This window comes from Streptomyces sp. NPDC048650 (genome assembly GCF_043199095.1).
GTDB lineage: Bacteria > Actinomycetota > Actinomycetes > Streptomycetales > Streptomycetaceae > Streptomyces.
This window is the reverse complement of the sequence record NZ_JBICVM010000008.1, coordinates 22,511-47,151: the sequence shown is the minus strand read 5'-3', so window position 1 is coordinate 47,151 and position 24,641 is coordinate 22,511. Positions and strand designations below refer to the sequence as shown.

Sequence of the window (24,641 nt, the reverse complement as noted above, 5' to 3'; positions counted from 1 at the left end):
CGAGGTGCCAAGAAACAAGACGATCGTCCTGCTGTCGGTCGGACACGCCTGCGTGGATGTCTACCAGGGCGCGGTGGCGTCGCTCGTGCCGTTCTTCGTCGCCGAGCGCGCCTACACCTACGCCGCCGTGTCGGGCGTCGTGCTGGCCGCCTCGCTCCTGTCCTCGGTGGCGCAGCCGCTCTTCGGCGTGCTCACCGACCGGTGGACGATGCCCTGGCTGCTGCCGCTGAGCACGGTCCTCGGCGGACTGGGGATCGCCCTGAGCGGCCTGAGTGGTGCGTACGCACCGACGCTGGCGTTCGTGGCCGTGTCCGGCGTCGGGGTCGCCGCCTATCACCCCGAATCGGCCCGTCTCGCGCGCATCGCGAGCAAGGGGAGCCACGCCGCGATGGGCTGGTTCTCCCTCGGCGGCAACCTCGGCTTCGCCCTCGCGCCCGTCATGGTCACCGCCGTGATCGCCGGCGGTGGTCTGCGGCTCACGCCGCTGCTCGTGGTGCCGGCCCTCGCCGGCAGCGTCCTGTGCCTGCCCGTCCTGCGCGCACTGAGCGGCGCCACGCGCGCCGGCTCCGGCGCCGCGGCCCGCACGGGGACCGACGACAGGGTCTCGTTCGTGAAGCTGTCACTGGCCGTGGTCTGCCGGTCGATCGCCTTCGTCGGCCTGAGCACCTTCCTCCCGTTCCACGTCCAGCAGCGGACGGGCGGCGGTACGGCGGCGGGCACCGCGGCGCTGCTCGTGCTCTACCTCGGCGGTGCGGTCGGCACCGTGGTGGGCGGCGATCTGGCCGGCCGCTGGGACCGGGTCACCGTCGTGCGCGGCTCCTACCTGGTCTCCGTAGCCGCCGTCGCCGGGGTCGTGTTCGTCCCCGGCCCGGCCGTCCATCTGTTCGTGGCGCTGACCTCCGCGGGCCTCTACATCCCGTTCTCGCTCCAGGTCACCCTGGGCCAGGACTACCTCCCCACGCGCGTCGGCACCGCCGGCGGCATCACCCTCGGCCTGACGGTCAGCATCGGCGGCCTGGTCAGCCCGCTCATCGGAAAGGTCGCCGACGCCACCTCCCTGCAAACGGCCCTGGCCCCGCTGATCCTGATGCCCGCCCTGAGCTGGCTGCTGTTCCGGACGCTGCCCGAGCCCCCCGCGCCCGAGCCCCCCGCGCCCGGGCCCGCGGAGCCGGACCGGCAGGCCGGGGACGACTCGACGAACGCCCTCTCCGCCGCCCCGCAGCAGCACCGCTGACGCCCGACAACACGGAGCCGGGCGGCGGCGGAAGTCCGCCGCCGCCCGGCCGCCCGCCGTCGCACAGGCGGCCGTCCCTACGCCTGACGGAGTCGGGCGACGATGCCGTCGAGGTCGCGGATGGCCAACTCGGGGCGGACGAAGTGCCCCCCGGGCTCCTCGTGCCACTCGTGCCGGATGCCTGCGTCGTCCAGGCGGGCTCGGAACTCCCGCTGACCGGCGAGCACCTCGGTCTCGTTGAGCAGGTCGAAGGGATCGACCGGGTTGGGACTGGTACCGGCGCCCAGGAAGATCCGCTTGTTGCGGTAGGTCTCGACGTGCTCGATCGGGTTGTCGGCGCTGACCTTGGCCTCGTCCCACGGCTCGCCGTAGATCGTGCCGCCGGCCAGGTCGAGGGCCGCGGAGGACACGTTGGCCCAATGGGCGACCGCGCCGAGGTCGCGGCGCAGGCTGGGCGGGCCGGAGTGGGCGCTCACCGAGGCGAAGCGGTCGGGATACTTGACCGCGTACTTCAGCGCGCCGAAGCCGCCCATCGAGAACCCGGCCACGGCGCGGCCGTCGTACTCGGCGTACGTCCGGAAGTTCGCCTCGACCCACGGCAGCAGCTGGGCCATGTGGAAGGTCTCCCAGTTCCGGGGGCCGGAGAGGGAGTTGACCGGGTTGGAGTACCAGCCCGCGTGGCCGCCGTCGGGCATCACGACGATGACCGGCTTTCCGGCGGTCCAGGCGCGGATGCCTCCGTTCGGCAGCCGGTCCCAGGTCATGAAGTCCTGGTCGGTACCGCCGCCGTGGAACAGGTAGAGGACCGGGTAGGTGCGCCCGCTGGTGTGGTAGTCGTCCGGCAGCAGGACGTTGACGGCGGGGTCCCAGCCGATCGCGTCGGTCCGGAACCGGTAGTAGCGCATGCGGGGGTCGTCCTCGCGTCGGTCCACGATGCGCAGCCCGGAGCCGTCGTCGGCCGCGCTGGCCGTCGACGCCGACGCAAGGACGCCTGCGCCGCCGAGGGCCATCGCCGCGGAGACTCCGCCGACGGCTTTCAGGACACTCCTGCGGGTGGAGCGGTGCTCGCTCAACATGACCTCCTGGTCGGGACGTGGCACGAACGGTTCGGTTGCCGCAGAACTCTCGGGTGGGTCATCGGCGCCCGCTCGCGTCCCGGCATCTCCGCAGGGGACATGCCGCGACGGTCGGGAAGGCTCCCCGGAGCGCCGGAGCGCCGGAGCGCCGGAGCGGTACCGGCGGCGGGGATTCCCCGTCGCCGACGGCTGCCGCCCCGTGTGGCGAGTCCTCCTGGGGATCCGCCGCGGAACCGGCCGCGACGGACCGCGCGGTGCCGGACGTGTCGGCCTCCGCCGGCGGAACCGGGCGAGGCCACGGTGCGCCATGGGGCGTCTGCCGCGCGCTGCGCCCGGTGCCTGCCATCTCTCGCCGTCCCCCTGCTTCCCCGCGTTCTCGGTGGTCTTGCCAACCGTTGCGTGAGGCGCTGAAATGCGAGTGAAATCTCGATGATGCCGACAGCGGTGCGGGGCGGGAGCGGATGCTTCGGGGTGGACGGGGGATTTCCGGGCGGCTTCGGATCGCTGTGCTGGGGCCGGTGCGGGCCTGGTGCGAGGGCCGCCGCTGGACGTGGGGCCGGTGCGACGGCAGGCGGTGCCGGCCGCGCTGGCGCTGCGTCCGGGCACACTGGTCAGCCATGAGCAGCTGCTCGACGACGTGTGGGGCGCACAGCCGCCGGGCTCGGGTCGCCGGGTACTGCCGAGCTACGTCTACCCGCTGCGGAAGGCGCCGGACGCGGAAGGCGCCGGACCGGCGGGGTCGCTGATCCGTAGCGGCCGGGGCGGGTATCCGATCGACGGGTCACCCTGGAGGTTTGGAGACCGGCGATGCCTGGGCATCACCGACATCCACCAGGGCCGCTACCGCACAGCGCGCGCCTGGTTCTCCGAGGCGCTGCACCTCAGCCGTCACCGCGCGGACCGGCACGAGGAGGCCCGGGCCCGGTGCGGGCTGGGAGCCGCCGAACTGAATCTGGGCCGGGGAGAACAGGCGATTCCCTCGGTCACCACGGCGATCGAGCAGGCGCAGCGGCTCGACGCCCACTGGCTCGCCGCGCTGGGGCTCGGCCTCGTCGGCATGGTCCACCACCTCCGGGGGCGGTACGACCAGGCGCCGGCCTGCTACACCCCCGCCCTCGCCCACGCCGAGACGAACGGCCGGCCCCGGCTGATCAGCAAGGCCCTGACCTGCATCGCCGACGTCCACCTCGCCCTCGGACGGTACGGTCGGGCCAAGACCCTCTACTGCCACGCGGCCGACCTGGCCCAGCGGGTCGGGGACGTCCTCCTGCACGCGATCATCCTGACCCGGCTGGGCACGGCGGAACACGGCGCGGGAAACCTGAGCGTCGCCGCGGACCTCCACCACGAGGCCCTCTCCCGACACCGGACGCTGTGCCCGCTGACCGAACCCCACCGCGACCGGCTCGAGATGGACATCCGGTACCGGCTGGGCCGCACCTACTCCGCGGCAGGCCGCGTCGCCGAGGCACGCGAGCAGTTCCACACCGCGCTCGCCCTGCCCGGAGCCGACGAGCACCCCGAGGAGCGTGCGCAGGCGCTCGCGGGACTCGAAGAGTGCACGGACTGCCGGACGGGGGCCGCCGAGCGCTCGTCGTGATCGGCGCCCCATCGGCGCCCCTTCACCAGTCGGACGGGTTCGACGAATCGACTCGCAGGAGGACCTGGGTCGCTCCGCACGGCAGGGCGCGAGCGGTCCCGGACGGCTCCAGAACCCCTCCCCGCCGGAGTGCCCTGGCCACCGACATCGAGAGTGCGCGGCGCCTTCGAGCCGAGGGGAACCGATCAGGAAAAGGGTTGGCGCTGTCGATCGGGGCCGGTCTAAGGTCGGCAGCGTCCGGACGGTGGCCTGAGGTTGTCGCCGTCGTTGGCTGTTGACGACCCGGGAGGTACGTACTGATGACTGTCATCGCGACGGGTGCTGCCCGCATCCACAAGATCATCAATCTCTCCTCCGCGGTCTCCGGCTGACTCGACTTCTCACCTCTTCTCGCGCGTGGTGCGCGGAGCCGGGACCGCTCCTTTCCGAAGGGTCATCCCGTTGTTCGACCTCGATCTTTCTGCTGCGCATCCGCTGACCGCCTATGGCTGGGACGACGGGTTCGCGGAGAGCTTCACCCCCTTTGCCGGGCAGGGGTTCGTGCCCGGCCGCATCGTCCGCGTGGACCGTGGACGGGTGGACGTGGTCGTGCCGGACGGCACGGGCATCCGGACGGTGCTCGCGGACACCGCCCTGGTGGCGACCGGCGACCCGATGCGGGTGCCGTGCACCGGCGACTGGGCCGCGATCGATCTCGAGAACGGTCGCACCGGCGACCATCTCGACGGTGTCGTGCGGGCGTTGCTGCCGCGCCGTACGACGTTCTTGCGCTCCGCCTCGTCCAAGAGGTCGGAGGGGCAGGTGCTGGCGGCGAACGTCGATCACGCGGTGATCGCCATCTCGCTGGCGGAGGAGCTCGATCTGAGCCGGATCGAGCGGTTCGTCTCCCTCGCCTGGGAGAGCGGCGCCCAGCCGCTGGTGGTGCTCACCAAGGCCGACCTGGCCGGAGACCCGGCAGGGCTGGCGCATCTCGTCGCGGACGCGCAGAGCGCCGCCCCCGGTGTGCAGGTGCTGGCGGTCAGTTCGGAGACCGGCGAGGGCGTCGAGACGCTCTCGGCGGTGCTCGCGGGCGGCACGTCCGTGCTGCTGGGCCGGTCCGGCGCGGGAAAGTCCACGCTGGCCAACGCCGTGGTCGGGGAGCACGTCCAGGAGGTGCAGGCGATCCGGGACCGTGACGGCAAGGGACGGCACACCACCACGACCCGGGACCTGCTGGCGCTGCCCCACGGCGGGGTGCTGATCGACACCCCCGGGCTGCGCGGCGTCGGGATGTGGGACGCGGAGTCCGGGCTGGCGCGGACGTTCTCGGACGTCGAGGCGTTGGCCGGGGACTGCCGGTTCCACGACTGCGGGCACGGCGCGGAACCGGGCTGCGCGGTGCTGGCGGCCGTCGAGAGCGGAACACTGTCCGAGCGCCGGCTGACGAGTTACCGGAAGCTGCAGCGCGAGAACCTGCACCTCGTCGCGAAGACCGACGCCCGGCTGCGGGCGGAGATCCGGCGGGACTGGAAGCAGAAGCAGGCGCTGGGCCGGCACATGGGTGAACGCAAGCGGGGGCAGCGCAGGTAGCGCGTACCCGGCTGCCGGGCCCGCCACGAACGGGCCCGGCAGCACCACCGGCGCCGGGGTGCGCCCCGGCGCGGGGACAGGGGCCGTACGCCGTTCACTTCGCAAGGACGGCCCCCACCCAGGCACCGAACACCAGCAGGCAGGCGAACAGCTCGATCAGCACGCTCAGGCCGACGGCGCGCATGGTCGTACGGGTGGAGGCCCAGGCGTCGCCGTGGCTGCCGAGCCGGACGCGCTCGAGAACGTAGAGACCGCCGACGGCACCGAGCGGGCCGCCGATCACCGGGAGCACGAAGAACCCCACGATCCCGGCCACTCCTGCCAGATACAGGGTGCGGTACGGCGCCGCGACGGAGCGCAGGTCGCGGGCCGGGAGCAGCCAGACGAGGGCCTGGGCGAGGAGCAGCACGACGGTGGCGGAGATCAGGATCGTCCAGGCGGCGCCGGTCTGCTCGGTCATCGCCCACCACAGCACGCCGGCCCAGACGATCGGCGGCCCGGGGACGCCGGGCAGCAGCACGCCGCACACCCCGAGCAGCATCACCAGGCCGACCGCGACCGGCTGCCACACACTCATGTGACGGCTCTCCCCCAGCCTTCCGCCGGGCGGAGCCCCACGCTGTGCTCTCTCATGGCCCAAGCCTGCCGGAGACGGCCCCGGCCCGCTCCCCGGGAGAGCAGGCCGCCCGGTGCCTCTTCGCGCCCTGTTTCCGCCGCGCGCATCCGGGGACAATGCGGGCCATGACGGAGCAGGGGGCACGGCGCGGCCATGAGGACCAGTGGTGGCGGCAGTTGTACGGCGAGGGAGAGCGCACGGACGGACCGGCATACGGCGGACCGCGCGACACCGGGCCCTCGGACGCGCCGGACACCCTCGACGAGCGGGTGCATTCGGCGCTGCGGGCGCTGGGCCCGCCGCGGGCGGGCCGGCCGGACCAGGCGGCCGGCCGGGCGCCGCGGACGCCGTACCCGCCCCCGCCCGCCCGGTCCGTACCCCCGGCGCGGCTGCCCGCCCCCGGCCCGCCCACGGACGCCCCCGGTCACTGCCCGGAGCCGGTGGCGCTCCCCGCCGCCGACCCGGACACGCTCGACGCCCTGGTGCCCGACACCGAACTGGACGGCGCCGCGTACGGCACGCTGACCCTGCGCGCCGCCTCGCTCCGCGGCGCCGCCGCCCGCTACCAGGGCGAACCCCGCCGCGACGCCCTGCTCACCGCGCGGTTCGGCACCGGCCGGGACACCCTGATCCTGGTTGCCGTGGCGAGCTGCCCGCCGGGCACCGAGGGCTCCCGGCGCGCCGCCCGGGAGGCGTGCGGCCGGATCGGCGCCGCCGTCGGCCGCAGCTGCACCCGATTGGCCGACGACATCCGCACGGATCGCCGCGACGCGCTCAGATCCGGCCTGCAGCGCCTGACCGGCCGTGGCTACGGCACGCTGCGCGGCCGGGCGACGGAGCCCGGCGCCGCGCCCGAGGACGACACGGCTGCGCTGCGCTGCCTGCTGCTGCCCGCCGACCCCGAATGCCGCACCCGGGTGTTCTTCGGCGCGGGTGCGGGGGGTCTCTTCCGGCTGCGCGACGGCGGCTGGCAGGACCTGGAGCCGAGCACGACGGCCGCCGCCCCGTTCCTCTTCCGGCCGGCCACCGCCCGCGCCGGGGACACCCTGCTGCTGTGCAGCGCGGGCCTGGCGGAGCCGCTGCGCGAGGACGCCGGATACGCCGCCCGACTGGCCGAGTGCTGGGGTGCCGGGCCGCCCGGCCTCGACGGATTCCTGACCGCCGCCCGGCTGCGCGTCCAGGGACATGCCAAGGACCGCACGGCCGTAGGGGTGTGGGAGTCGTAGCGCAGGCGGGCCGCCGCGCCGCGTGGGTTGATGGCAAGGACGCCGCCCGCACCGGAGGAGCCCCGCACCATGGCCAAGCAGACCGTCGCCGAGCAGTTCGTGGACATCCTGGTGCGGGCGGGGGTGCAGCGCCTCTACGGGGTCGTGGGCGACAGCCTGAACCCGGTGGTGGACGCGATCCGCCGGAACTCCGCGATCGACTGGATCCAGGTCCGGCACGAGGAGGTGGCGGCCTTCGCCGCCGGGGCGGAGGCGCAACTCACCGGTCGGCTCGCCGCATGCGCCGGCTCCTGCGGCCCCGGCAATCTGCATCTGATCAACGGCCTCTACGACGCCCACCGCTCGATGGCCCCGGTCCTCGCTCTCGCCTCCCACATCCCCTCCAGCGAGATCGGCACCAGCTTCTTCCAGGAGACCCACCCCGACCGGCTGTTCGCGGAGTGCAGCCACTACAGCGAACTGATCTCCAGCACCCGTCAGATGCCCCGAGTCCTGCAGACCGCCATCCAGCACGCCATCGGGCGAAGCGGCGTCGCCGTCGTCTCGCTCCCCGGTGACATCGCCGCCGAGCCCGCGCCCGAGCGCGCGATCGAGCACGCCCTGGTGACCGCGCGCCCGTCCGTACGGCCGGGCGACGAAGAGATCGGCAAGCTGGCCCGGATGATCGACGACGCCGGCAGGGTCACGTTGTTCTGCGGCAGCGGCACCGCGGGCGCGCACGCCGAGGTGATGGAGTTCGCGGAGCGGGTGAAGTCCCCGGTCGGGCATGCGCTGCGCGGCAAGGAGTGGATCCAGTACGACAACCCCTACGACGTCGGGATGAGCGGTCTGCTCGGCTACGGCGCGGCCTACGAGGCCACCCACGAATGCGATCTGCTGATCCTGCTCGGCACGGACTTCCCGTACAACGCGTTTCTGCCCGATGACGTCAGGATCGTCCAGGTGGACGTCCGCCCCGAGCACCTCGGCCGCCGCTCCCAGCTCTCCCTCGCGGTGTGGGGCGACGTCCGCGAGACGCTGCGCGGTCTGATCCCCAAGGTGCGGCCGAAGACCGACCGCAGGTTCCTGGACCGGATGCTGAAGAAGCACGCCGACGCGCTGGAGGGCGTGGTCAGCGCCTACACCCGCAAGGTGGAGAAGCACACCCCGATCCACCCCGAGTACGTCGCGTCCGTCCTGGACGACGAGGCCGCCGACGACGCGGTCTTCACCGTCGACACCGGCATGAACAACGTCTGGGCGGCCCGCTACCTCACCCCCAACGGCCGCCGCCGGGTGATCGGTTCGTTCAGCCACGGCTCGATGGCCAACGCCCTGCCGCAGGCGATCGGCGCACAGTTCATCGACCGCCGGCGACAGGTGGTCGCGATGTCGGGCGACGGCGGGTTCTCCATGCTGATGGGCGACTTCCTCACCCTGGTCCAGTACGACCTGCCGGTGAAGGTGGTCCTCTTCAACAACTCCTCCCTGGGCATGGTGGAGCTGGAGATGCTGGTCTCCGGTCTGCCGTCCTACGGCACCACCAACCACAACCCGGACTTCGCGGCCATCGCCCGCGCGGCCGGCGCGCACGGCGTGCGGGTGGAGAAGCCCAAACACCTGCGCGGCGCCCTGCGCGACGCCTTCCGGCACGACGGCCCGGCCCTGGTGGACATCGTCACCGACCCCAACGCCCTGTCCATCCCGCCCAAGATCAGCGCCGAGATGGTGTCCGGCTTCGCGCTGTCGGCCGGGAAGATCGTGCTGGACGGCGGGGTCGGCCGGATGCTGCAGATGGCCCGCTCCAACCTGCGGAACATCCCCCGGAGATAGGGCCTGCCGGGTGGCTCAGGCCGGGCTCCGCCGCTGGGGCCGCAGCCGCAGGGTCAGGATCTGGAACGGGCGCAGCTCGATCGTGACATCGGATGTCGGCCCCTCCTCCTCGTCCCGCAGCGGCCGCTCCAGCAGGTCGGTCACGGTGACCCGTTCGACCGCGAAGCCGGGGGAGAGCGTGGCGGTGGCGCGGCCGCCCCGGGACTCGTAGAGCCGCACCACCACGTCGCCGCTGCGGTCCTCGGCGAGCTTGACCGACTCGACGGTGACGGCCGGGTGGTCGACGCGCACCAGGGGCGGGACGGGCGGCGCGGCGGCGGTCCGGAGGGGAAGGTTGAGGGCCAGGCCCTCGGCGACCGCATCGCCCACCCCGGCACCCGGGAGCAGGGCGTAGGTGAAGCGGTGGGTGCCCTGGTCGGTCTCCGGATCCGGGCTGTGCGGGGCGCGCAGCAGGGTCAGCCGGACGGTCGTGCCCAGGCCCTCCGGATGCGGGTCACGGGTGACGTCGTGGCCGTACGTCGAGTCGTTGAGCAGCGCGACGCCGTAGCCCGACTCGGCGACCCGCAGCCAACGGTGTGCGCAGATCTCGAAACGCGCCGCGTCCCAGCTGGTGTTGGTGTGCGTAGCGCGGTGCACATGGCCGAACTGGACCTCGGCGGTGGACCGTTCGGCGTGGACGTCCAGCGGAAAGGCGGCCTTGAGCACCTTCTCCGACTCGTGCCAGTCGATGTCGGTGGTGATGTCGAGGCGGCGGGAGCCCGCACGCAGGGTGAGGTCCTGGGTGACCCGCGAGGCCCCGAAGGCCCGGGTCACCCGGACGGTCGCGACCAGCGGGTCCGCAGCCAGCAGCTCGACGGACTCGGCGGCGGTCAGGTCGGTGTGCCGGTTGCGGTAGTGCCGGTCGAGGTCCCAGGCGTCGTACCGGTTGGGGTGATCGGGGTGGAGCTGGAGGAGGTTGCCGCGCGCCCCGGGTGTCAGCACCTCGCGCCCGGCGTGCAGATCGCGTACCGAGACCAGGAGGCCGTCGGCGTCGATCCGCACGCGCAGGAGACCGTTGTCGAGGGTGCGGACGCCCCCGGCCTCGGCGGTCGGCCGGACGGGCGCTGGGGACGGCGTGGGGGAGTGCGGGCCGGGCGGCCGCACGGTCGCCGAACCCAGTGCGGGCACATGCACGGGGACGGGCGAGGGGGCCCGCCCGTCGGCCCCCGGCAGTTCCACGACCTCGTCCCGGTCGTACGGCGAGGAGTTGAACACGGTCGGCGTCCCCGCCGACCGGCCCAGCGCCCCGATCGCCCCCTCGATGATCTCCGTCAGCTCCCGCGCCACCGCCGCGTACGTCGCCCGTGCCTCCCGGTGCACCCAGGCGATGGACGAGCCCGGCAGGATGTCGTGGAACTGGTGCAGCAGGACGGTCTTCCACAGCCGGTCGAGGGCGTCGTACGGGTAGGCGTACGCCACCCGGCCGCCGCCGCGCACCGCCGCCGTGGCCGCCCACAACTCCGCCTCCCGCAGCAGGTGTTCGCTGCGTCGGTTGCCCTGCTTGGTCTTCGCCTGGGAGGTGTACGTACCCCGGTGGAACTGCAGATACAGCTCCCCCGACCAGACCGGCGCGGCCGCACCGTACTCCGCGTACGCCGCCTCGAAGAACCGGGTCGGCGGCTCGATCTCGACGCGTGGCGAGCCTTCCAGGGAACGCAGGCGGCGGGCCCTTTCGAGCATCTCGCGGGTCGGCCCGCCGCCGCCGTCCCCCCAGCCGAACGGGACCAGGGAGCGGGTGGCCCGGCCCTTCTCGGCGAAGTTGCTCTCGGCGTGCGCGAGTTCGCGGGCGTGGAACTGGGAGTTGTAGGTGTCGACGGGCGGGAAGTGGGTGAAGACACGGGTGCCGTCGATGCCCTCCCACCAGAAGGTGTGGTGCGGCATCCGGTCGGTCTGGTTCCACGACAGCTTCTGGGTCAGGAACCACTTCGCCCCGGCCAGCCGCGCCAACTGCGGGAAGGCGGCGGTGTAGCCGAAGGAGTCGGGCAGCCAGATCTCCTCGGTCTCCACCCCCAGCTCCTCCAGGAAGAAGCGCTTGCCGTGCACGATCTGCCGGGCCAGCGCCTCGCCGCCGGGCATATTGGCGTCGGACTCCACCCACATGGACCCCACCGGAGCCCAGTTTCCCTCCCGTACGGCCTTCTTGATGCGCTCCCAGATGTGCGGCTGGTGTTCCTTGACCCAGGCGTACTGCTGCGCCTGGGAGCAGGCGAAGACCAACTCCGGGTACTCCGTGGCGAGCTGGGTGACGTTGGCGAAGGTGCGGGCGGCCTTGCGCACCGTCTCGCGCAGCGGCCACAGCCAGGCCGAGTCGATATGGGCGTGCCCGGTGGCCGAGACGCGGTGGGCGCTGGCGGCGGCCGGACGGCTCAGTACGTCGGCCAGCTCGGCCCGGCCCGCCGCCGCCGTGCCCGCCACGTCGTGCAGATCCAGCGCGTCGAGCATGTCCTCCAGGGCCCGCAGGATCTCGTGCCGACGGGGACGGTCGGCGGGCAGCTCGTACATCAGCTCCGACAGCACCTCGATGTCCAGGACGAGCTGCCAGACCGTCTCGTCCAGGACGGCGAGGTCGGCGGCGGCGAAGCGGTACAGGGGGCGGTCCGGCGCGGTACGGACGTCGCCGAGGTCCGTCGGCCTGAAGTCCCGCAGCACCGCCGGGTTCGCGGCCGCTTCCAGGAGCAGCCCCACCCGCTCGCCGCCGCGCGCCGGAGCGGCCACGGGGACGTGCCGGTTGCGCGGGTGGATGCCCTTGAGCGGCACCCCGTCGGTGTCGTGGACCAGCCCCTCCGCCTGGAACCCGGGCCCGTCGCCGCTGAACCCGGGATCGATGACCGCCTCCACCCGGCGCCCGGCCCACTCCCCGGGCACCTCACCGGTCAGCCGGAACCAGCTGGTCGACCACGGCGGGCCCCAGACGTCCCCTGCCGCGAAGGGCTCGTACGTGGCCCGCAGTGCCTGAGCCACCGGTACGGGCTCCCCCGGGGTGTGCCAGACGGCCAGTTCCAGCGGCACCCGCGCGGCATACTGCGCGGGCCGGATGAACTGCCCCAGCGCCCGCTCCAGACGCCCCTCCACCAGCGGTCGGTCGTCGTGCACAGCGGCTCCTCTCGAGCGGGGGACACGTACGGGACACGTCCGGCACCTCTCCGGCCGGTTACCACAGGCATACCCACCGGAGAACGGCCCTCCGCACGCCGGGGCGAGGCGTGCGGCCAAGCATGGTGCCTGCCCCGGTGGGCATGCATGAGCGTGAGGCTGTTCGAGGGAGAGCGCCGATCGTTGGTTCGGGGCGGGGGAGAACATGCGTCAGCCTGTGCGGCGCGAGGAACGCGACGGAGGACAGGGAAGCATCGAGGGGCGCCGGGGCGGGGGGATCGCCGCGCGGGCGCCGGGGACACTGCGGCGGCGGGTGGGGCATGCCGATCTGCGGGCGGTCGGCGAGGTGCGCCGCGAGCTTCGGCAGCTGCTGAGCCGCTGGACGGAGCCGGGCACCGGCGAGGTCACGGAGGTCGCGACGCTGCTGACCAGCGAGCTGGTCACCAACGCCCTGCTGCATGCGGAAGGCGGCGCCGTCGTCACGGCCACGGTCGGCGACCGGTTACGGGTGGAGGTACGGGACTTCGTCTCCGGCCGCCCCGAGCCGCGGGCACCCACCACGGACGGGACGTCCGGCCGGGGGCTGATGCTCGTCCGCTCGCTGGCGGACGCATGGGGCATACGCTCCCACGGGGTCGGCAAGAGCGTGTGGTTCGAGCTGGGCGGCGGACCGGCCTGAGCCGGCATCGGGGGTGTGGGCCGGCGTGGTCCGCCGCCGGTCAGGCGAAGCGCTGCTCGATCGCGGCGAGTTTCTCCTCCAGCGAGTCCAGCCGCGGAAGCGACTGGGTGTCGTCCTCGGCGGTCAGGTCCACGGTCCGCCCGGGTTCGGCAGATGCGCCGGGATCAGCGCCGGTCACGGCCTTGAGAGCTGGGCGGGAGCGCACCGGCACATCGGATGAGGGCAGCGGCTCCGGTGTCTCGCCGGGTATGGCGGAGTCCCGGTCGGCCACATCCGCGGGCGCCGCGGTGGCCTGGGTGACGGTCAGCCGGCCGCCTCCCCGGCCGATGCCCCACGAGCGGTGCTGCCGGTTGATGGCCTTGATCCGGGCCCGGTCGAGCCTGCCCTGATCGCGGCGGTTCCGGCGGCGCTGTTCCTTCGCCCGGCGGTCCTCCCGGACCTCCTCGACCGCCTCGTCCAGCGACCGGACACCCTCGAGCAGCATCAGCGACCACGCCGCGAAGGTCTCACGGGGCGCCCGCAGCCAGCGGACGATACGGATCTGCGGCAGCGGACGGGGCACCAGACCCTGTTCGCGCAGCGCCGCCCGGCGGGTCTGCTTCAGCGCCCGGTCGAAGAGGACGGCCGCCGACAGCGACATCCCGGCGAAGAACTGCGGCGCGCCCGCGTGGTCCAGGCCGCGCGGTGCGTGCACCCAGTTGAACCAGGCCGCCGCACCCGCGAACGTCCACACCAGCATCCGGGAGCCGAGCGCCGCGTCGCCGTGGCTGGCCTCGCGCACCGCCAGTACCGAGCAGAACATCGCGGCACCGTCCAGCCCGAAGGGCACCAGATACTCCCAGCCCCCCGAGAGGCTGAGATTCTGGACCCCGAAGCCGACCAGACCGTGGAAGGACAGTGCGGCCGCGACCGCCGCACAGCAGAACAGCAGCAGATACGACGCCGAGGCGAACAGCGCCTCCTTGCGGCGGCGGCGCTCCTCACTCCGTTCCCACGAGTCGTCGGCCGCCCCGCCGGCCACGCGTTTGCCACGCAGGACCAGTGTCACGGCCGCTGTGATGCCCCCGAGCAGCAGAGCCGCCGGAATCAGCCAGCCCAGCGGTATGTCGGTCATTCTCATTCCGGGATTCCTTGCCTCGGCGTACGCGGTTTCGCGCGACATCCTGACGGAAGCCGCTCCCGTAACCGAGGCATTCGGAACAAGACGACGCCAAGGGGTGCGAGGAAGCGACCTTGATGTCGAACTGTCGTTCCGTGGGCGGTAATTGAGTTCGATCAAGATCGCCCCAATGGGTGGCGTTGGGGGCGGGATGCGAGGCCGAGCATCGTTTCGTGTCTGCCCACCGCGCCGCGGGACGGTCTCGTGGAGAGTGGCCGAGCGTCCCCTCCGTGACCACCTCCGGGCGTCTTCAGCAGCCCTGATCCGACCTCATGCTGCTGACGCACCTGACGGGGCATCATCAAGTACCCCGCTACCCCGCTACCCCGCTACCCCGCTACCCCGCTACCGCGGCTTCGGCGGCTTCGGCGACGACCGCAAGTACCTGCCCTACCAGCGGCTGCGGAACGTCGCCCGTGTCTGCCCGTCGCAGCAGACCGAGCTCCTCGTCTGTTCCGCCTCGGCTTCGCTGCGCCGTAGCAGCTCTCGGCCGAGCGGAGCCTTGGCGGGTTTGCGCAGTGCGGACCGGGGTCGTGGTGCTGCCTTTCGACGAGCGGTCAGGGGATGGCGGTGGACATCTACTCAATTGTTGGAAGAGGACAATCTCTCGCTTTCGAATCGGTCGGCTCCTCCTCTGATTTCCCTTCTGGGTGCTGGAATGATCCCCATGAGGGCAAGTCAGGCTCTATGTAGCATCCACACAATGCAAGGAGGCTCGTGTGACCCGTAACGGTCGTGTGCTGGTGACGGGCGTCGGTGCGATGACGACGCTGGGAGCCGATGCGCCGTCGTCGTGGTCGGGGCTCCTGGACGGTCAGTCGGGGGTGCGTTTCCTGGAGGAGGAGTGGGCCGCGGACCTGCCCGTGCACGTTGCCGCCGGGCTCGCGGTGGACCCTGCCTCCCTGCTCCGAGGGCCGAGGCCAGGAAGCTGGACCGCGGTGAGCAGGTCGCCGTCCTCAGTGCGCGCGAAGCCTGGCAGGACGCCGGCGCTCCGCAGGTCGAACCGGAACGATGCGCCGTCGTCATCGGTACGGGGACCGGTGGTGTCCTCAGCACGCTGGGGCAGGACGACGTCTTCGAACGCGCCGGCATTCGCCGGCTGTCGCCGTTCGCGGTCCCCATGCTGATGCCCAACGGGCCGGCTGCTTGGGTGAGCATGGACCTGGGCGCGAAGGGAGGCGCCAGGACTCCGGTGAGTGCCTGTGCGTCCGGGGTGGAGGCCCTCGCCCTGGGGCAGGATCTGTTCCGCAGCGGGCGGGCGGACGTGGTCGTCGCAGGTGGGGTGGAGGCATGCCTGCACCCCTTCACCATCGCGGCATTCGCCCAGATGAAGGCCCTGTCGACGCGGTCCGTGGACCCGGAGACCGTGTCCCGCCCGTTCGACGTCGGGCGGTCCGGGTTCGTCATGGGCGAGGGCGCGGGGGTGATGGTGCTCGAACGCGCCGAGTTCGGCCGGGCCCGTGGAGCACGTGCCTACGGCGCGCCGGCCGGCAGTGCCGTGAGTTCGAGCGCGAACCACATCACGGCCTCCGACGCGGAAGGCCAGGCGTTCGCCATGGAACTGGCGCTGCGCGACGCCGGCCTGGCGCCGGCGGACATCGGGATCGTGCACGCCCACGCCACCTCGACGGAGTCCGGTGACCTGGCGGAGGCCGAGGCGATCGGCCGGGTGATCGGCGGCCACGCCGCGGTGACGGTGACGAAGTCGATGACAGGTCACATGATGGGCGCGTCCGGAACGGTTGGCGCCATGGCCGCTCTGTTCGCGCTCAAGGACGGCACGGTGCCGGCCACGCGCAACCTCGACGCACTCGACCCGCGCGTGGAGCTGGATGTGGTGCGCGGTGAGCGGCGTACCGGTCGATGGTCTGCCGCGCTGGCCAACTCGTTCGGGTTCGGCGGACACAACGTCAGCCTCGTCTTCACCACGTGACGACGAGACCTTGACCGCCACGCTGGCGGCATGGGCCCCTCAGGCCCGTTGGCGGGCTCGATCAGCCCTTGCTGAATCTATCGAATTTCGATAGATTCCCATCGTGACTCGATGGAAGGGTGGACCGTGGGAAAGCTGACAGTGGGTGCGCTGCGCGCCGTGCTCGTGGTGGTGCTGTCCGGCACTGTGTGCGTACAGGCAGGGATGGTGTGGGCGTTGGCCAGCGGGAGCGACCCGGAGGACGGGTCGCTCCCGCTGACCCCGCTGCGCGTGATCACGATCCTGGGCATGGTGTCGGCCCAGGTCGCCCTGGTCTGCGTATGGCGGCTGGTGACGATGGTGCGACGCGGAACCGTGTTCTCCCACGCCGCCTTCCGGCACGTGGACGTCATGATCGGCGCGATCGTGGCGGCTGCTCTCGTATGGTTCGCCGTCACGATCATCAATGCGCCGGGCCAGCGGGCCGACCCGGGCGTCACCGTCATCATGGGCGGGATCGGCCTGGCCATCCTGGGGGTCGCGCTCATCGTGCTCGTGCTGCGGATGCTGCTCGCCCAGGCCGTCGCGCGCGACGTCGAAGCGGCGCAGATGCAGGCCGAGTTGGACGAGGTGATCTGATGCCGATCGCCGTCGACATCGACGTGATGCTGGCCAGACGGAAGATGTCCGTGGGCGAGCTCGCGGACCGCGTGGGGATCACTCCCGCCAACCTGGCGGTACTCAAGAACGGCCGCGCCAAGGCCGTGCGCTTCGCGACGCTCGCCGCGCTCTGCGAGGTGCTCAAGTGCCAGCCGGGCGACCTGCTGCGCTGGGAGGTCGAGGACGCCGCGGATGGATGACGTGCCCCGGGGCGGGCGTGAAAAAATCTGACACCATCCGCCCGTGACACGGCACGTGGACCGCATGGACGCGGTCGCCGATCACCCGCAGCGCCCTTCCCCACCCCGTTGGGTGCGCGTCGCGTCGCGCTCTGGTGGCAGGCGAAATGCCGTGGGGGTCATTCTTCCGGCGGCTCGCTGAGAGGCGCCGACAGGAAAGGCCGGTGGGGGTGCGGCATGAGGGTGCGACAGCGTCGGCGTCCTCGACTGCGGCCACGGTCGGTGGCGTTGAGTGTCGGCGTTGCGCCGGACGCCATGTCGTCATCAGGTCGTCTCCGCAAGTGACGGCGGCGCGCTGCGTGTTCCGCTCCCACGTCCGACGATCGCGGTCATCGCGCGCAAACGGGCGCCGGGGTCGGTGCCCCGGCGCCCGTTGCGTGCGGTGTGACTCAGTCCGATGACATCTGTCGGTAGCGGACCCACGACACGACCGTCAGGGACGCGGTGGTCAACATCACGACGCTGGCAGTGGCCACGGACTCGACGTACTGCTCGTAGCCGTCTGTGCGCAACTGGACCGCGAGGAAGCCCAGCGCCGTTCCGAGCGCCGCAAGCGCGGTGGACAGGGAAGCGAACGGAGGCTGTCTCATTCCATCTCCTTTGAACTGTGAGCCGGCACGGTGATCGTCGAGTCTAAAGGCGATCTCGTCACGCTGCGAGCAGACTTGGCCAAGGGTGAGGCATGGCGAGCGACGCCGTTGGTCGTCCGGAAGACACGGCACCGTCGTTCGGACGGCAGTTCCGCGGAGCCTCGTTCCGAGGGAGGTCGGGTGAGGCGTCTCTCGCACGGGTGAGGGGCGTACGGAGATCGTCAGGAACCCTTGGATGAGGGCGAGTTCTCGGGTGGTGGTGCGGGCACATGCGGGGGCTCAGCGCGGGAGTCGGCTCACGGTCCCGGTGCCGGCGGCGCGACCGTGGTGACGGAAGGGGAAGGACTGGCCCTCTTCCAGGGCGACGGGCCGTTCCAGAGTGACCGTCACCGCTGCCCGGTGAAGCGGCCGAAGCGCGTCGGTGCCCTGGGCCAACGCCACGGCACCCCACACGGCGGCAGCGCGGAGGGAGAAGTGAAGACGCTCACCGGTGAGCACTTCGGCGCCGCCCTGGTCCTCCGGCAGCACCGTGATGTCTGCCGTGAAGACGCCGTGCGCCTCGATCGAACCCGCTGTCGCGAGCACCTGCCCCCGCTCGGCCGCTCCCACATCCGTACCCCGCAGCAGCAGGCCCACGTTCATGCTCGCCCTCGCCTCCTCGACGGGCAGCCTGTTCACGTCGATGCCAGTGACGCGAGCGACCAGGTTGCTGCCGAAGCCGATGAGTTCCACCTCGTCGCCTCGGCGCACCCGCCCACGTTCGATCCGTCCCGTCGGCATGACCGGCCTGCCCGGGTGGAGAGGGAAGACATCCTCGACCGACATCAGGAACGGCTTCTCCACGACACCCACCCACCCATCGCTCCCCGATGCCTGGTACGCCGGTGACGAAACCGGCGTTCGAGCCCAGCAACGATCACCGCCGGCCGGTCCACGCCGGGTGGGTGCCCATGCCGTGATCCACGGGTTGTGCTCTCGAACTCCCCGGACGTGACGGCGAGTCGGGGGGCGGTTGTCCGGTCCGTGCGGTCGGTGTGCGGGTCAGAGGGTTGCGGTGAGGCGGGTGATGCGGTCCGCGTCGCAGGTGCGGGGGCAGGTGATGCAGGTGTCCTCGGGGCGCAGGGTGTAGAACATGCAGCAGCTGGCCCGGTCGCGGGTGGGCAGCGCCTGGCCGTCCGGAGCGGTCAGGGTGCGGAACGCCGCGCTGCCGACATACGGGGCGGTGGCCCCCGGCAGCAGCCGCCCGAGCTCGGCCATCGCGCGCGGCTCCTCGCCCAGCAGATGCCCGAGGTACCAGAGGCCCTCGACGACCTCGTCGGACACCATGCCCCACAGTGCCCGCGGGCCGCGCCGCATCCGCCCGCGGAAGCCGTGCAGGACGGGCTCCAGGTGCTCGGCCACCGCCTGCCGCACCTCGGCGCGCAGTGCCTCCTCGTCCGGGACGACCCGGGCTCCGGGCAGGGCCGCGGCCGGGTCGCCCGGAAGGCACGCGAACGAGCGGACCCGCACCGCCATTCGGCCCAGCTCCCGCTGGAAGGCGACGTCCGCCACGGGCAGCCGCGGCACCCGGCGGTGCAGGAACCAGGGGATGGTGATCAGCAGGCAGGCGGGCCAGGCGTAGCGGTGCAGGGCGAAGGAGGCGACGACGTCGGGCCGGGCGCGCCGGTCGTGGTCCCGCCGGATCTGTGCGTCGTCCCAGGCGAGGAACGTGTCCAGCGTCTCACCGCCGGCCGCGAGGCCGGCGGCTCCCACCCAGCCGTCGCCGCTCGGCGGGGCCGTTTCCCACTCGGACACCCGCAGTCCGGGGAACACCTCGGAAAGCCGGGTGTACGCGGCGGTGACCGGCCTGTTGGCGGGTGCGCCGAGCGGTGGGGCGGCGGGGGCAGAAGTCATGCGGGAGACCACCGAATCACGATCGTCAACAGGTAAGCCTTACCTTACCGAAGGTCTCTACCCTGTCCCGCTGAGGTGGGAACCGGCGCCGCGGGCGCCTATGGTGCTGGAAACGTCAGGAGGAAGCGTCATGGAGCAGGGCACAGCGGAACAGGAGCCGCACGCACGCACGCGTACGCCCGCGCGCGCCGGTTCCGCCGTGCCGCCGCCGACCGTGCCGCGGCAGCCGGTCCGCCCGCAGCGGCACTCCGTCCGCGGCCAGGTGCTGACCGCGCTGCGCGAGGCGCTGGCCGGCGGCGCGCTGGCACAGGGCGAGGTGTACTCCGCACCCGCCCTCGCCGAGCGCTACGGCGTCTCCGCGACCCCGGTCCGCGAGGCCATGCAGCAGCTCGCGGCCGAGGGCGCCGTGGAGGTGGTGCCCAACCGCGGCTTCCGGGTCTGCGAACGCAGCTCCCGCGACCTGGCCGAGCTGGCCGAGGTGCGCGCCATGCTGGAGGTCCCCGCGATCCTCCGGCTGGCCGGAGCGCTGCCGCCGGAGCGCTGGGAGGAGCTGCGTCCGCTCGCCGACGCGGGGGTGAGCGCCGCCGCACACGGCGACCGGGCCGGTTACGCCGAGGCGGACCGCGCCTTCCACCACGCGTTGATCTCCCTCACCGGAAACCGCCGGCTGACCCGGACCGCCGACGACCTGCTGCGCGGCACCCAGTGGCCGGGCGTCGGTTCACGGCTGCGCACCGCCGAGCTGCTGGCGGACGCCTCCGAGCACACGGCGCTGCTGGACGCGCTGATCGCCGGGGAGCATGCCGTGGCCGAGCGCATCGCCCGTGAGCACCTCTCGGCCGCGCGGCACCCGCACTGAGGCGCCTCAGCCGGGCAGCAGCTCCGCCAGCGGCAGCGCCGCGGCGTCGGCTGCGGGCCGGGAGAGATACAGGTCGGCGTGGTAGAAGCCGTCGGCCTCCTTGCCGGCGGTGGACAGTCCACGGGCGGCCAGCGCGGCGAATGCCGCCCGCCGCTCGTTGCCGTCGGCGAACCGGCGCTGGTGGAAGGTCCGGGTGGTGAGCTTCTCGGTCACCAGCCCGGCCCCGGCCAGGAGCGCGGAGACCGGCTCGTAGGACACCGTACGCAGCACGAACGCCGCCACCCAGGGCGGCGTGGTGACGCAGTCGAGGAGACGGCCGAAGGTGCGCTCGGAGATGTAGCCGACGCCGCCGGTGACGGTGATCAGGTCGGTGCCGGCGAGCGCCTCCCGCAACTGCGGGCTCGGGTCGGCCAGTTCGAGGTTCTCGGGGAAGCCGCGGTCGAGCAGGCCGACCGACTGGGCGTAGCCGACCGCGTGTTCCGCCGCGTCCAGGCCGATCACCCGCGCCGCTTCGGGGCGGCGCCGGGTGGCGAAGAACGTCCGGTCCTCCTCGGCGAGCCGGGGCGTCGCGGCGGCGCCCTGGCCCTGCCCGGTGTAGCGGGCGTAGAGGTCGGTGAGGGACAGCCGGTGGTTGAGCAGCGCGGCGTTGACGCCGTATGAGCAGCACAGGTCGACGACGTTCAGCGGCGGGCGGTCGCTGCGCCGCCGTTGGAGGACTTCGGTCACGGCGCGGAACGCCGCCTGGCCGTGGTGCGGTATTTGGTACTCCAGGGGTTGCAGTGTGGTGAAGTACCCACGCGGATCCGGGCAGTTGTAGATCGCCTCGAAATCCGCCTTGCCCCAGTCGGTTGAGGCGGTGTTGGTCGTTCCTGCTGCCACGTTCGGCCTCCTGAAAGGTTCTGCCAAAGGGAGCTGGTCCCGGAACAGCATTCAGGCCCGGCCGCCCCGTCGCAGTGCGACTTGCGGCCATTCTCGGGGCGCATGGGGCCGGGGCCCGGCACCGGTGTCCGCGCCCCGCACGCAGTGCCAGCCACCACACCCCGGCCGATCCACCGCGGTGACCGCTCAGTTTCAGCCAATCGGCACGGCGGGCGGCATGGCTGACGACGGGGGGTTGACGGGGCGGGTGTTCCTGCCCACGACGCCGGGTGCCGCCCGGCTCCGGAGCCGGGCGGCACCCGGCGTCGTGGTGGGGGAGCCCGAAGTCCCGTCGGCCGCCCGGAGCGGGGGCAGGCGGGACCTCGGGCCCGCTCCTCTAGGTGGCGGCCGGACGGGGCGCGAGCTGCTCCGCGAGCCACGTCGGCACGCCGCCCATGAGGCGGAGCAGCCGGGCGGCCTCGGCGCGCAGCCGGGGCGCCTCCTCCTCCGGCGCGGCGTCGGCCAACGCGGCCAGCGCGGGCGCCGTACCGACCAGGAAGCCCAACTCCTCCCGGATCCGCAGCGACTCGCCGAAACCGTGCCGGGCCTCGGCCAACTCGCCGTCGCGCAGGGCGAGTCCGGCCAGGTGGCGCCAGGTGAAGGAGAGCAGCAGGGTTTCGCCCCGGGCGGTGGCGCCGGCGTGTGCGCGGCGATAGGCCGCCCGTGCCGCGTCCGGACTGTCGGCGACATGCTCGGCCATCAGCCCCCGGCGGAAGTCCAGCAGCGGCCGGCCGGCCGCGGTCGGGGCCAGCAGCGCGGCGGCCCGGCCCAACGCCGAACGCGCCTCGTCGGCCCGGTCGCGAACCCCCAACACCGTTGCGGCGTAGGCGAGGTGGCCGCGTTCGCAGGCCGCACCGCCGCGCTCGTCGTCATCCGACGCCAGCGCCTCGGCGCTGCGCAGCGCGTCCTCCGCCGCTGCCCACCCCGTTGCGGTGAACATGCAGCCCTCCACGAGGAGCGCCGCGCGGCGCAGCGCGGTGGGGGCGTGGTCCAGGGCCCGCGCCTCCAGCAGCGCGGCCGCGTCGTCCCAGCAGCCGCGGGAGCGCAGCCGCCACACGGCGCGGTCGAGCGGATCGTCCTCCGCGCCCGTTCTGGCCGCCGGCACCACCGGTGCCCCGGCCGCTGCCGATGAGGTTTCCGGTACCGGTCCCACGGACCTGACGGAATCCGCTGAATCCGCGGATCCTGACATGGCGGTATCCGCCACATTGCCCTCCCCGAGCACGCCGTTGAGCTGGAAACTGGATGCAGTGGGCGAATCTCAGCACGAATTCCGTCGTGCGGCCAAGAGGACGGGTGAATGATTTCACAATCGCCGGGAGGGCGGCCCGGCGCCGGGTGGAGGCCCTGATCGGCTCCGCCGTGGCGTTGTCACGGCCCCCGGCGGCGGAACGCCGTTGAGGGCATGCCGCCCGTTCGGGGTACCCCGAACGGGCTACCGCCGCACGATCACCCGAAGGGGTGCCGAGGCGTCCGGGCCGGGGCACAAGAGAGCGGACCCCGTCGCCGGGCGACGGGATCCGCAGGTCGGTGCGGCAGCTCAGCTCATCCGCAGGGCCAGGAAGAAGTCGAGCTTGTCCTCCAGCCGGGACAGGTCGCGGCCGGTGAGCTGCTCGATCCGGCCGACCCGGTAGCGGAGGGTGTTCACGTGCAGATGCAGGCGGGTGGCGCACCGGGTCCAGGACCCGTCGGAGTCCAAGAACGCCTCCAGGGTCGGAATCAGCTCCGCGCGGTGCCGGCGGTCGTAGTCGCGCAGCGGGTCCAGGAGGCGGGCGGTGAAGGCGCGGCGCACGTCGTCGGGGACGAACGGCAGCAGCAGGACGTGCGAGGCCAGCTCCTCGTGTCCGGCGGCGCAGACGCGGCCGGGCCGAGCGGCGGCCACCCGGCGGGCGTGGCGGGCCTCCTCCAGGGCGCCGCGCAGGCCCTCGGCGGAATGCACGGAGGCGCTGACGCCGAGCGTCAGCCGGCCGTCCTCGGCGAGTCCGCGGCCGAGTGGCTCCTGGACGACGGTGAGCAGGGCGTCGGCATGCAGACCGTGGACGGTGTCGTCCCCGGGCTCGTCGGCGGCGGCGGGCAGCGGCACCAGCGCCACCGCCTCGTCACCGGTGTGCGCCACGGCGATCCGGTCGGAGGGCTCGGGCCCGAACGTGCCCGGGTCGACCAGCACCTCCTCCAGCAGCGTCTGGGCCACCGGGCCGCCGGGGACCTCGCCGTTCTCCCACTCGACCCGGGCCACCACGATCTGCCAGTGCGGCGCGGTCCCCAGGCCCGGCAGCAGCACCGGGGCGGCCACCCGCAGCCTGGCCGCGATCTCGGCGGGCGGAGCGCCGGTCTGGACGAGCTCCAGCACCTCCTGGGCGAGGCGGCGGCGCACGGTGCGGGCCGCGTCACGCCGGTCGCGCTCCACGGCGATCAGCTGGGTGACGCCGTTGAGCAGGTCCAGGCGCTCCTCCGACCAGTCTCCGGCGTCCGCCTCGACGGCCAGCAACCAGTCCGAGAGCACCGTCTCGCGCAGGTCGCGGCCGTCCGTACGGATCGGGAACAGCGAGTAGGTGGCGCCGCCGAGGGCGATGCGGTGCGGGCCGCGGCGCCCGCTGCGGGAGGCTGCCAGATGCTCGCCGGCGAGCCGGGCGCCGAGCTCGGCGGGCAGCTCGGGGCCGGAGTCCGCCAGCGACGAGCCGGCGATCTGGCGGCCGGTGGGGGACAGCACCCAGGCCCGCAGGTCCAGGTCCGAGCCCAGCAGGTCCAGGACCACCTCGGGGCCGCCGCCCGTGGGGCCGGAGGTCATCAGACGCCGGTGGCGGTCCACCACGGCGGCCAGATCGCCGGCCCGCTCGCTGGAGACCTGCCGTACGACGTACTCGGTGATGGACGCGAACGACACGCTCTCGACCACCGAGAACAGCGGCAGCCGGTGCCGCCGGCAGGCCTGTACGAGATCGTCGGGGACGGCGCCGAGCTCCGCCTCGCCGGCCGCGAGCCCGGCGACCCCGGCGGAGGCCAGGATCCGTACGAACCGCTCGGAGTCCGCCTGCTCCCGGCGCCAGGCCAGGCCGGTCAGGACCAGCTCGCCGCCGGAGAGGTAGCGGCTGGGGTCGCGGAGATCGGTGGTCATCACGCCCCGTACCGTCCGGTCCAGCTCGTCCTCGCCTCCGAGTAGCCGTAGGCCCAGAGTGTCGGTGTCCAGGAGTGCGCGGAGCCGCATGACCTCGCCCGCCGTTCTTTGCTGTCTTGTGTGGCCGGTGGAATGCCGCGAGGTTTCAGAGCCTCGTCTTTCGTTCGAATCTACAAGACGGGTGGCTTGGCCAGCCAACCGCTTCATGGTTTCGGTGACTGCACCGGGCGGGTCCAAGGCGCGTTCACTTGGCCCATCCCCGTTAACAAGACGTGAACAAGCTCCGTGGCGCAGAGGGCCGAAGGTCCTCACCATGAGCACCGAACGACCCGATTTCGTAGAAGAGGCCACC

19 protein-coding genes and 1 pseudogene are annotated in these 24,641 nt (G+C 72.7%); 10 read left to right on the top strand and 10 right to left on the bottom strand.

Annotation, left to right across the window (positions count from 1 at the left end; genetic code table 11):
* The first annotated feature begins 4 nt into the window (after positions 1-4).
* A complete protein-coding gene (locus tag ACGFML_RS23075; protein WP_393546508.1) occupies positions 5-1,234 on the top strand; it encodes an MFS transporter in 1,230 nt (409 codons plus the stop codon).
* 77 nt (positions 1,235-1,311) lie between these two features.
* Here ACGFML_RS23075 and ACGFML_RS23070 read toward each other — a convergent pair whose 3' ends face one another.
* The gene (locus ACGFML_RS23070; protein WP_393546506.1) at positions 1,312-2,310 is read right to left on the bottom strand and encodes an alpha/beta hydrolase; all 999 of its coding nucleotides are present in this window, start codon (positions 2,308-2,310) and stop codon (positions 1,312-1,314) included.
* A gap of 529 nt (positions 2,311-2,839) precedes the next feature.
* Here ACGFML_RS23070 and ACGFML_RS23065 point away from each other — a divergent pair.
* Positions 2,840-3,910, top strand: coding sequence for a tetratricopeptide repeat protein (locus ACGFML_RS23065; protein ID WP_393546504.1), 1,071 nt, complete (start codon positions 2,840-2,842; stop codon positions 3,908-3,910).
* A 441-nt stretch (positions 3,911-4,351) separates the two neighbouring features.
* Complete coding sequence (gene rsgA / locus ACGFML_RS23060; RefSeq protein WP_393546502.1) at positions 4,352-5,479, top strand: ribosome small subunit-dependent GTPase A; 1,128 nt, start codon at positions 4,352-4,354, stop codon at positions 5,477-5,479.
* 94 nt (positions 5,480-5,573) lie between these two features.
* Here rsgA and ACGFML_RS23055 read toward each other — a convergent pair whose 3' ends face one another.
* Complete coding sequence (locus tag ACGFML_RS23055; protein WP_393546500.1) at positions 5,574-6,056, bottom strand: DUF456 domain-containing protein; 483 nt, start codon at positions 6,054-6,056, stop codon at positions 5,574-5,576.
* Positions 6,057-6,220: 164 nt separating this feature from the next.
* Between ACGFML_RS23055 and ACGFML_RS23050 the strand changes: the two genes are divergently transcribed.
* Together ACGFML_RS23050 and ACGFML_RS23045 are read left to right on the top strand one after the other, a co-directional pair.
* Positions 6,221-7,321, top strand: coding sequence for a protein phosphatase 2C domain-containing protein (locus ACGFML_RS23050; protein ID WP_393546498.1), 1,101 nt, complete (start codon positions 6,221-6,223; stop codon positions 7,319-7,321).
* A 69-nt stretch (positions 7,322-7,390) separates the two neighbouring features.
* Positions 7,391-9,133 (top strand): pyruvate dehydrogenase, encoded by a 1,743-nt coding sequence (locus ACGFML_RS23045; RefSeq protein WP_393546497.1) that lies wholly within the window; start codon positions 7,391-7,393, stop codon positions 9,131-9,133.
* A 15-nt stretch (positions 9,134-9,148) separates the two neighbouring features.
* Here ACGFML_RS23045 and ACGFML_RS23040 read toward each other — a convergent pair whose 3' ends face one another.
* Positions 9,149-12,265 (bottom strand): alpha-mannosidase, encoded by a 3,117-nt coding sequence (locus tag ACGFML_RS23040; RefSeq protein ID WP_393546496.1) that lies wholly within the window; start codon positions 12,263-12,265, stop codon positions 9,149-9,151.
* A gap of 301 nt (positions 12,266-12,566) precedes the next feature.
* On the opposite strand from ACGFML_RS23040, the gene ACGFML_RS23035 reads away from it, so the two are divergent.
* Positions 12,567-12,944, top strand: a complete 378-nt coding sequence (locus ACGFML_RS23035; protein WP_393547000.1) for an ATP-binding protein — start codon at positions 12,567-12,569, stop codon at positions 12,942-12,944.
* A 40-nt stretch (positions 12,945-12,984) separates the two neighbouring features.
* Here the strand turns inward: ACGFML_RS23035 and ACGFML_RS23030 are convergent, their stop codons facing one another.
* The gene (locus ACGFML_RS23030) at positions 12,985-14,064 is read right to left on the bottom strand and encodes a DUF2637 domain-containing protein (protein WP_393546495.1); all 1,080 of its coding nucleotides are present in this window, start codon (positions 14,062-14,064) and stop codon (positions 12,985-12,987) included.
* 800 nt (positions 14,065-14,864) lie between these two features.
* On the opposite strand from ACGFML_RS23030, the pseudogene ACGFML_RS23025 reads away from it, so the two are divergent.
* From ACGFML_RS23025 to ACGFML_RS23015, 3 genes and pseudogenes are all read left to right on the top strand, one after another.
* Positions 14,865-16,036: pseudogene (locus ACGFML_RS23025) on the top strand (beta-ketoacyl-[acyl-carrier-protein] synthase family protein).
* A gap of 126 nt (positions 16,037-16,162) precedes the next feature.
* Positions 16,163-16,654 (top strand): DUF2975 domain-containing protein, encoded by a 492-nt coding sequence (locus tag ACGFML_RS23020; RefSeq protein ID WP_393546999.1) that lies wholly within the window; start codon positions 16,163-16,165, stop codon positions 16,652-16,654.
* Complete coding sequence (locus tag ACGFML_RS23015) at positions 16,654-16,875, top strand: helix-turn-helix domain-containing protein (RefSeq protein ID WP_393546493.1); 222 nt, start codon at positions 16,654-16,656, stop codon at positions 16,873-16,875. The genes ACGFML_RS23020 and ACGFML_RS23015 overlap by 1 nt, the downstream gene beginning before the upstream one ends.
* Positions 16,876-17,303: 428 nt before the next feature.
* Here the strand turns inward: ACGFML_RS23015 and ACGFML_RS23010 are convergent, their stop codons facing one another.
* The 3 genes from ACGFML_RS23010 to ACGFML_RS23000 all read right to left on the bottom strand — a co-directional run bounded on the left by ACGFML_RS23010 (position 17,304) and on the right by ACGFML_RS23000 (position 19,397).
* Positions 17,304-17,504 (bottom strand): SCO3870 family protein, encoded by a 201-nt coding sequence (locus ACGFML_RS23010; protein ID WP_393546491.1) that lies wholly within the window; start codon positions 17,502-17,504, stop codon positions 17,304-17,306.
* A gap of 279 nt (positions 17,505-17,783) precedes the next feature.
* Positions 17,784-18,347: an EF-Tu/IF-2/RF-3 family GTPase gene (locus tag ACGFML_RS23005; protein ID WP_393546489.1), complete on the bottom strand. Its 564-nt coding sequence runs from the start codon at positions 18,345-18,347 to the stop codon at positions 17,784-17,786.
* 198 nt (positions 18,348-18,545) lie between these two features.
* The gene (locus ACGFML_RS23000) at positions 18,546-19,397 is read right to left on the bottom strand and encodes a (2Fe-2S)-binding protein (RefSeq protein WP_393546487.1); all 852 of its coding nucleotides are present in this window, start codon (positions 19,395-19,397) and stop codon (positions 18,546-18,548) included.
* Between the two features lie 130 nt (positions 19,398-19,527).
* Between ACGFML_RS23000 and ACGFML_RS22995 the strand changes: the two genes are divergently transcribed.
* A complete protein-coding gene (locus ACGFML_RS22995; protein ID WP_393546485.1) occupies positions 19,528-20,256 on the top strand; it encodes a GntR family transcriptional regulator in 729 nt (242 codons plus the stop codon).
* A gap of 6 nt (positions 20,257-20,262) precedes the next feature.
* Here ACGFML_RS22995 and ACGFML_RS22990 read toward each other — a convergent pair whose 3' ends face one another.
* From ACGFML_RS22990 to ACGFML_RS22980, 3 genes are all read right to left on the bottom strand, one after another.
* Complete coding sequence (locus ACGFML_RS22990) at positions 20,263-21,135, bottom strand: hypothetical protein (protein ID WP_393546483.1); 873 nt, start codon at positions 21,133-21,135, stop codon at positions 20,263-20,265.
* A gap of 376 nt (positions 21,136-21,511) precedes the next feature.
* Positions 21,512-22,366: a hypothetical protein gene (locus ACGFML_RS22985; protein ID WP_393546481.1), complete on the bottom strand. Its 855-nt coding sequence runs from the start codon at positions 22,364-22,366 to the stop codon at positions 21,512-21,514.
* A 348-nt stretch (positions 22,367-22,714) separates the two neighbouring features.
* Positions 22,715-24,379 (bottom strand): PucR family transcriptional regulator, encoded by a 1,665-nt coding sequence (locus ACGFML_RS22980; protein ID WP_393546479.1) that lies wholly within the window; start codon positions 24,377-24,379, stop codon positions 22,715-22,717.
* Between the last annotated feature and the right edge of the window lie 262 nt (positions 24,380-24,641).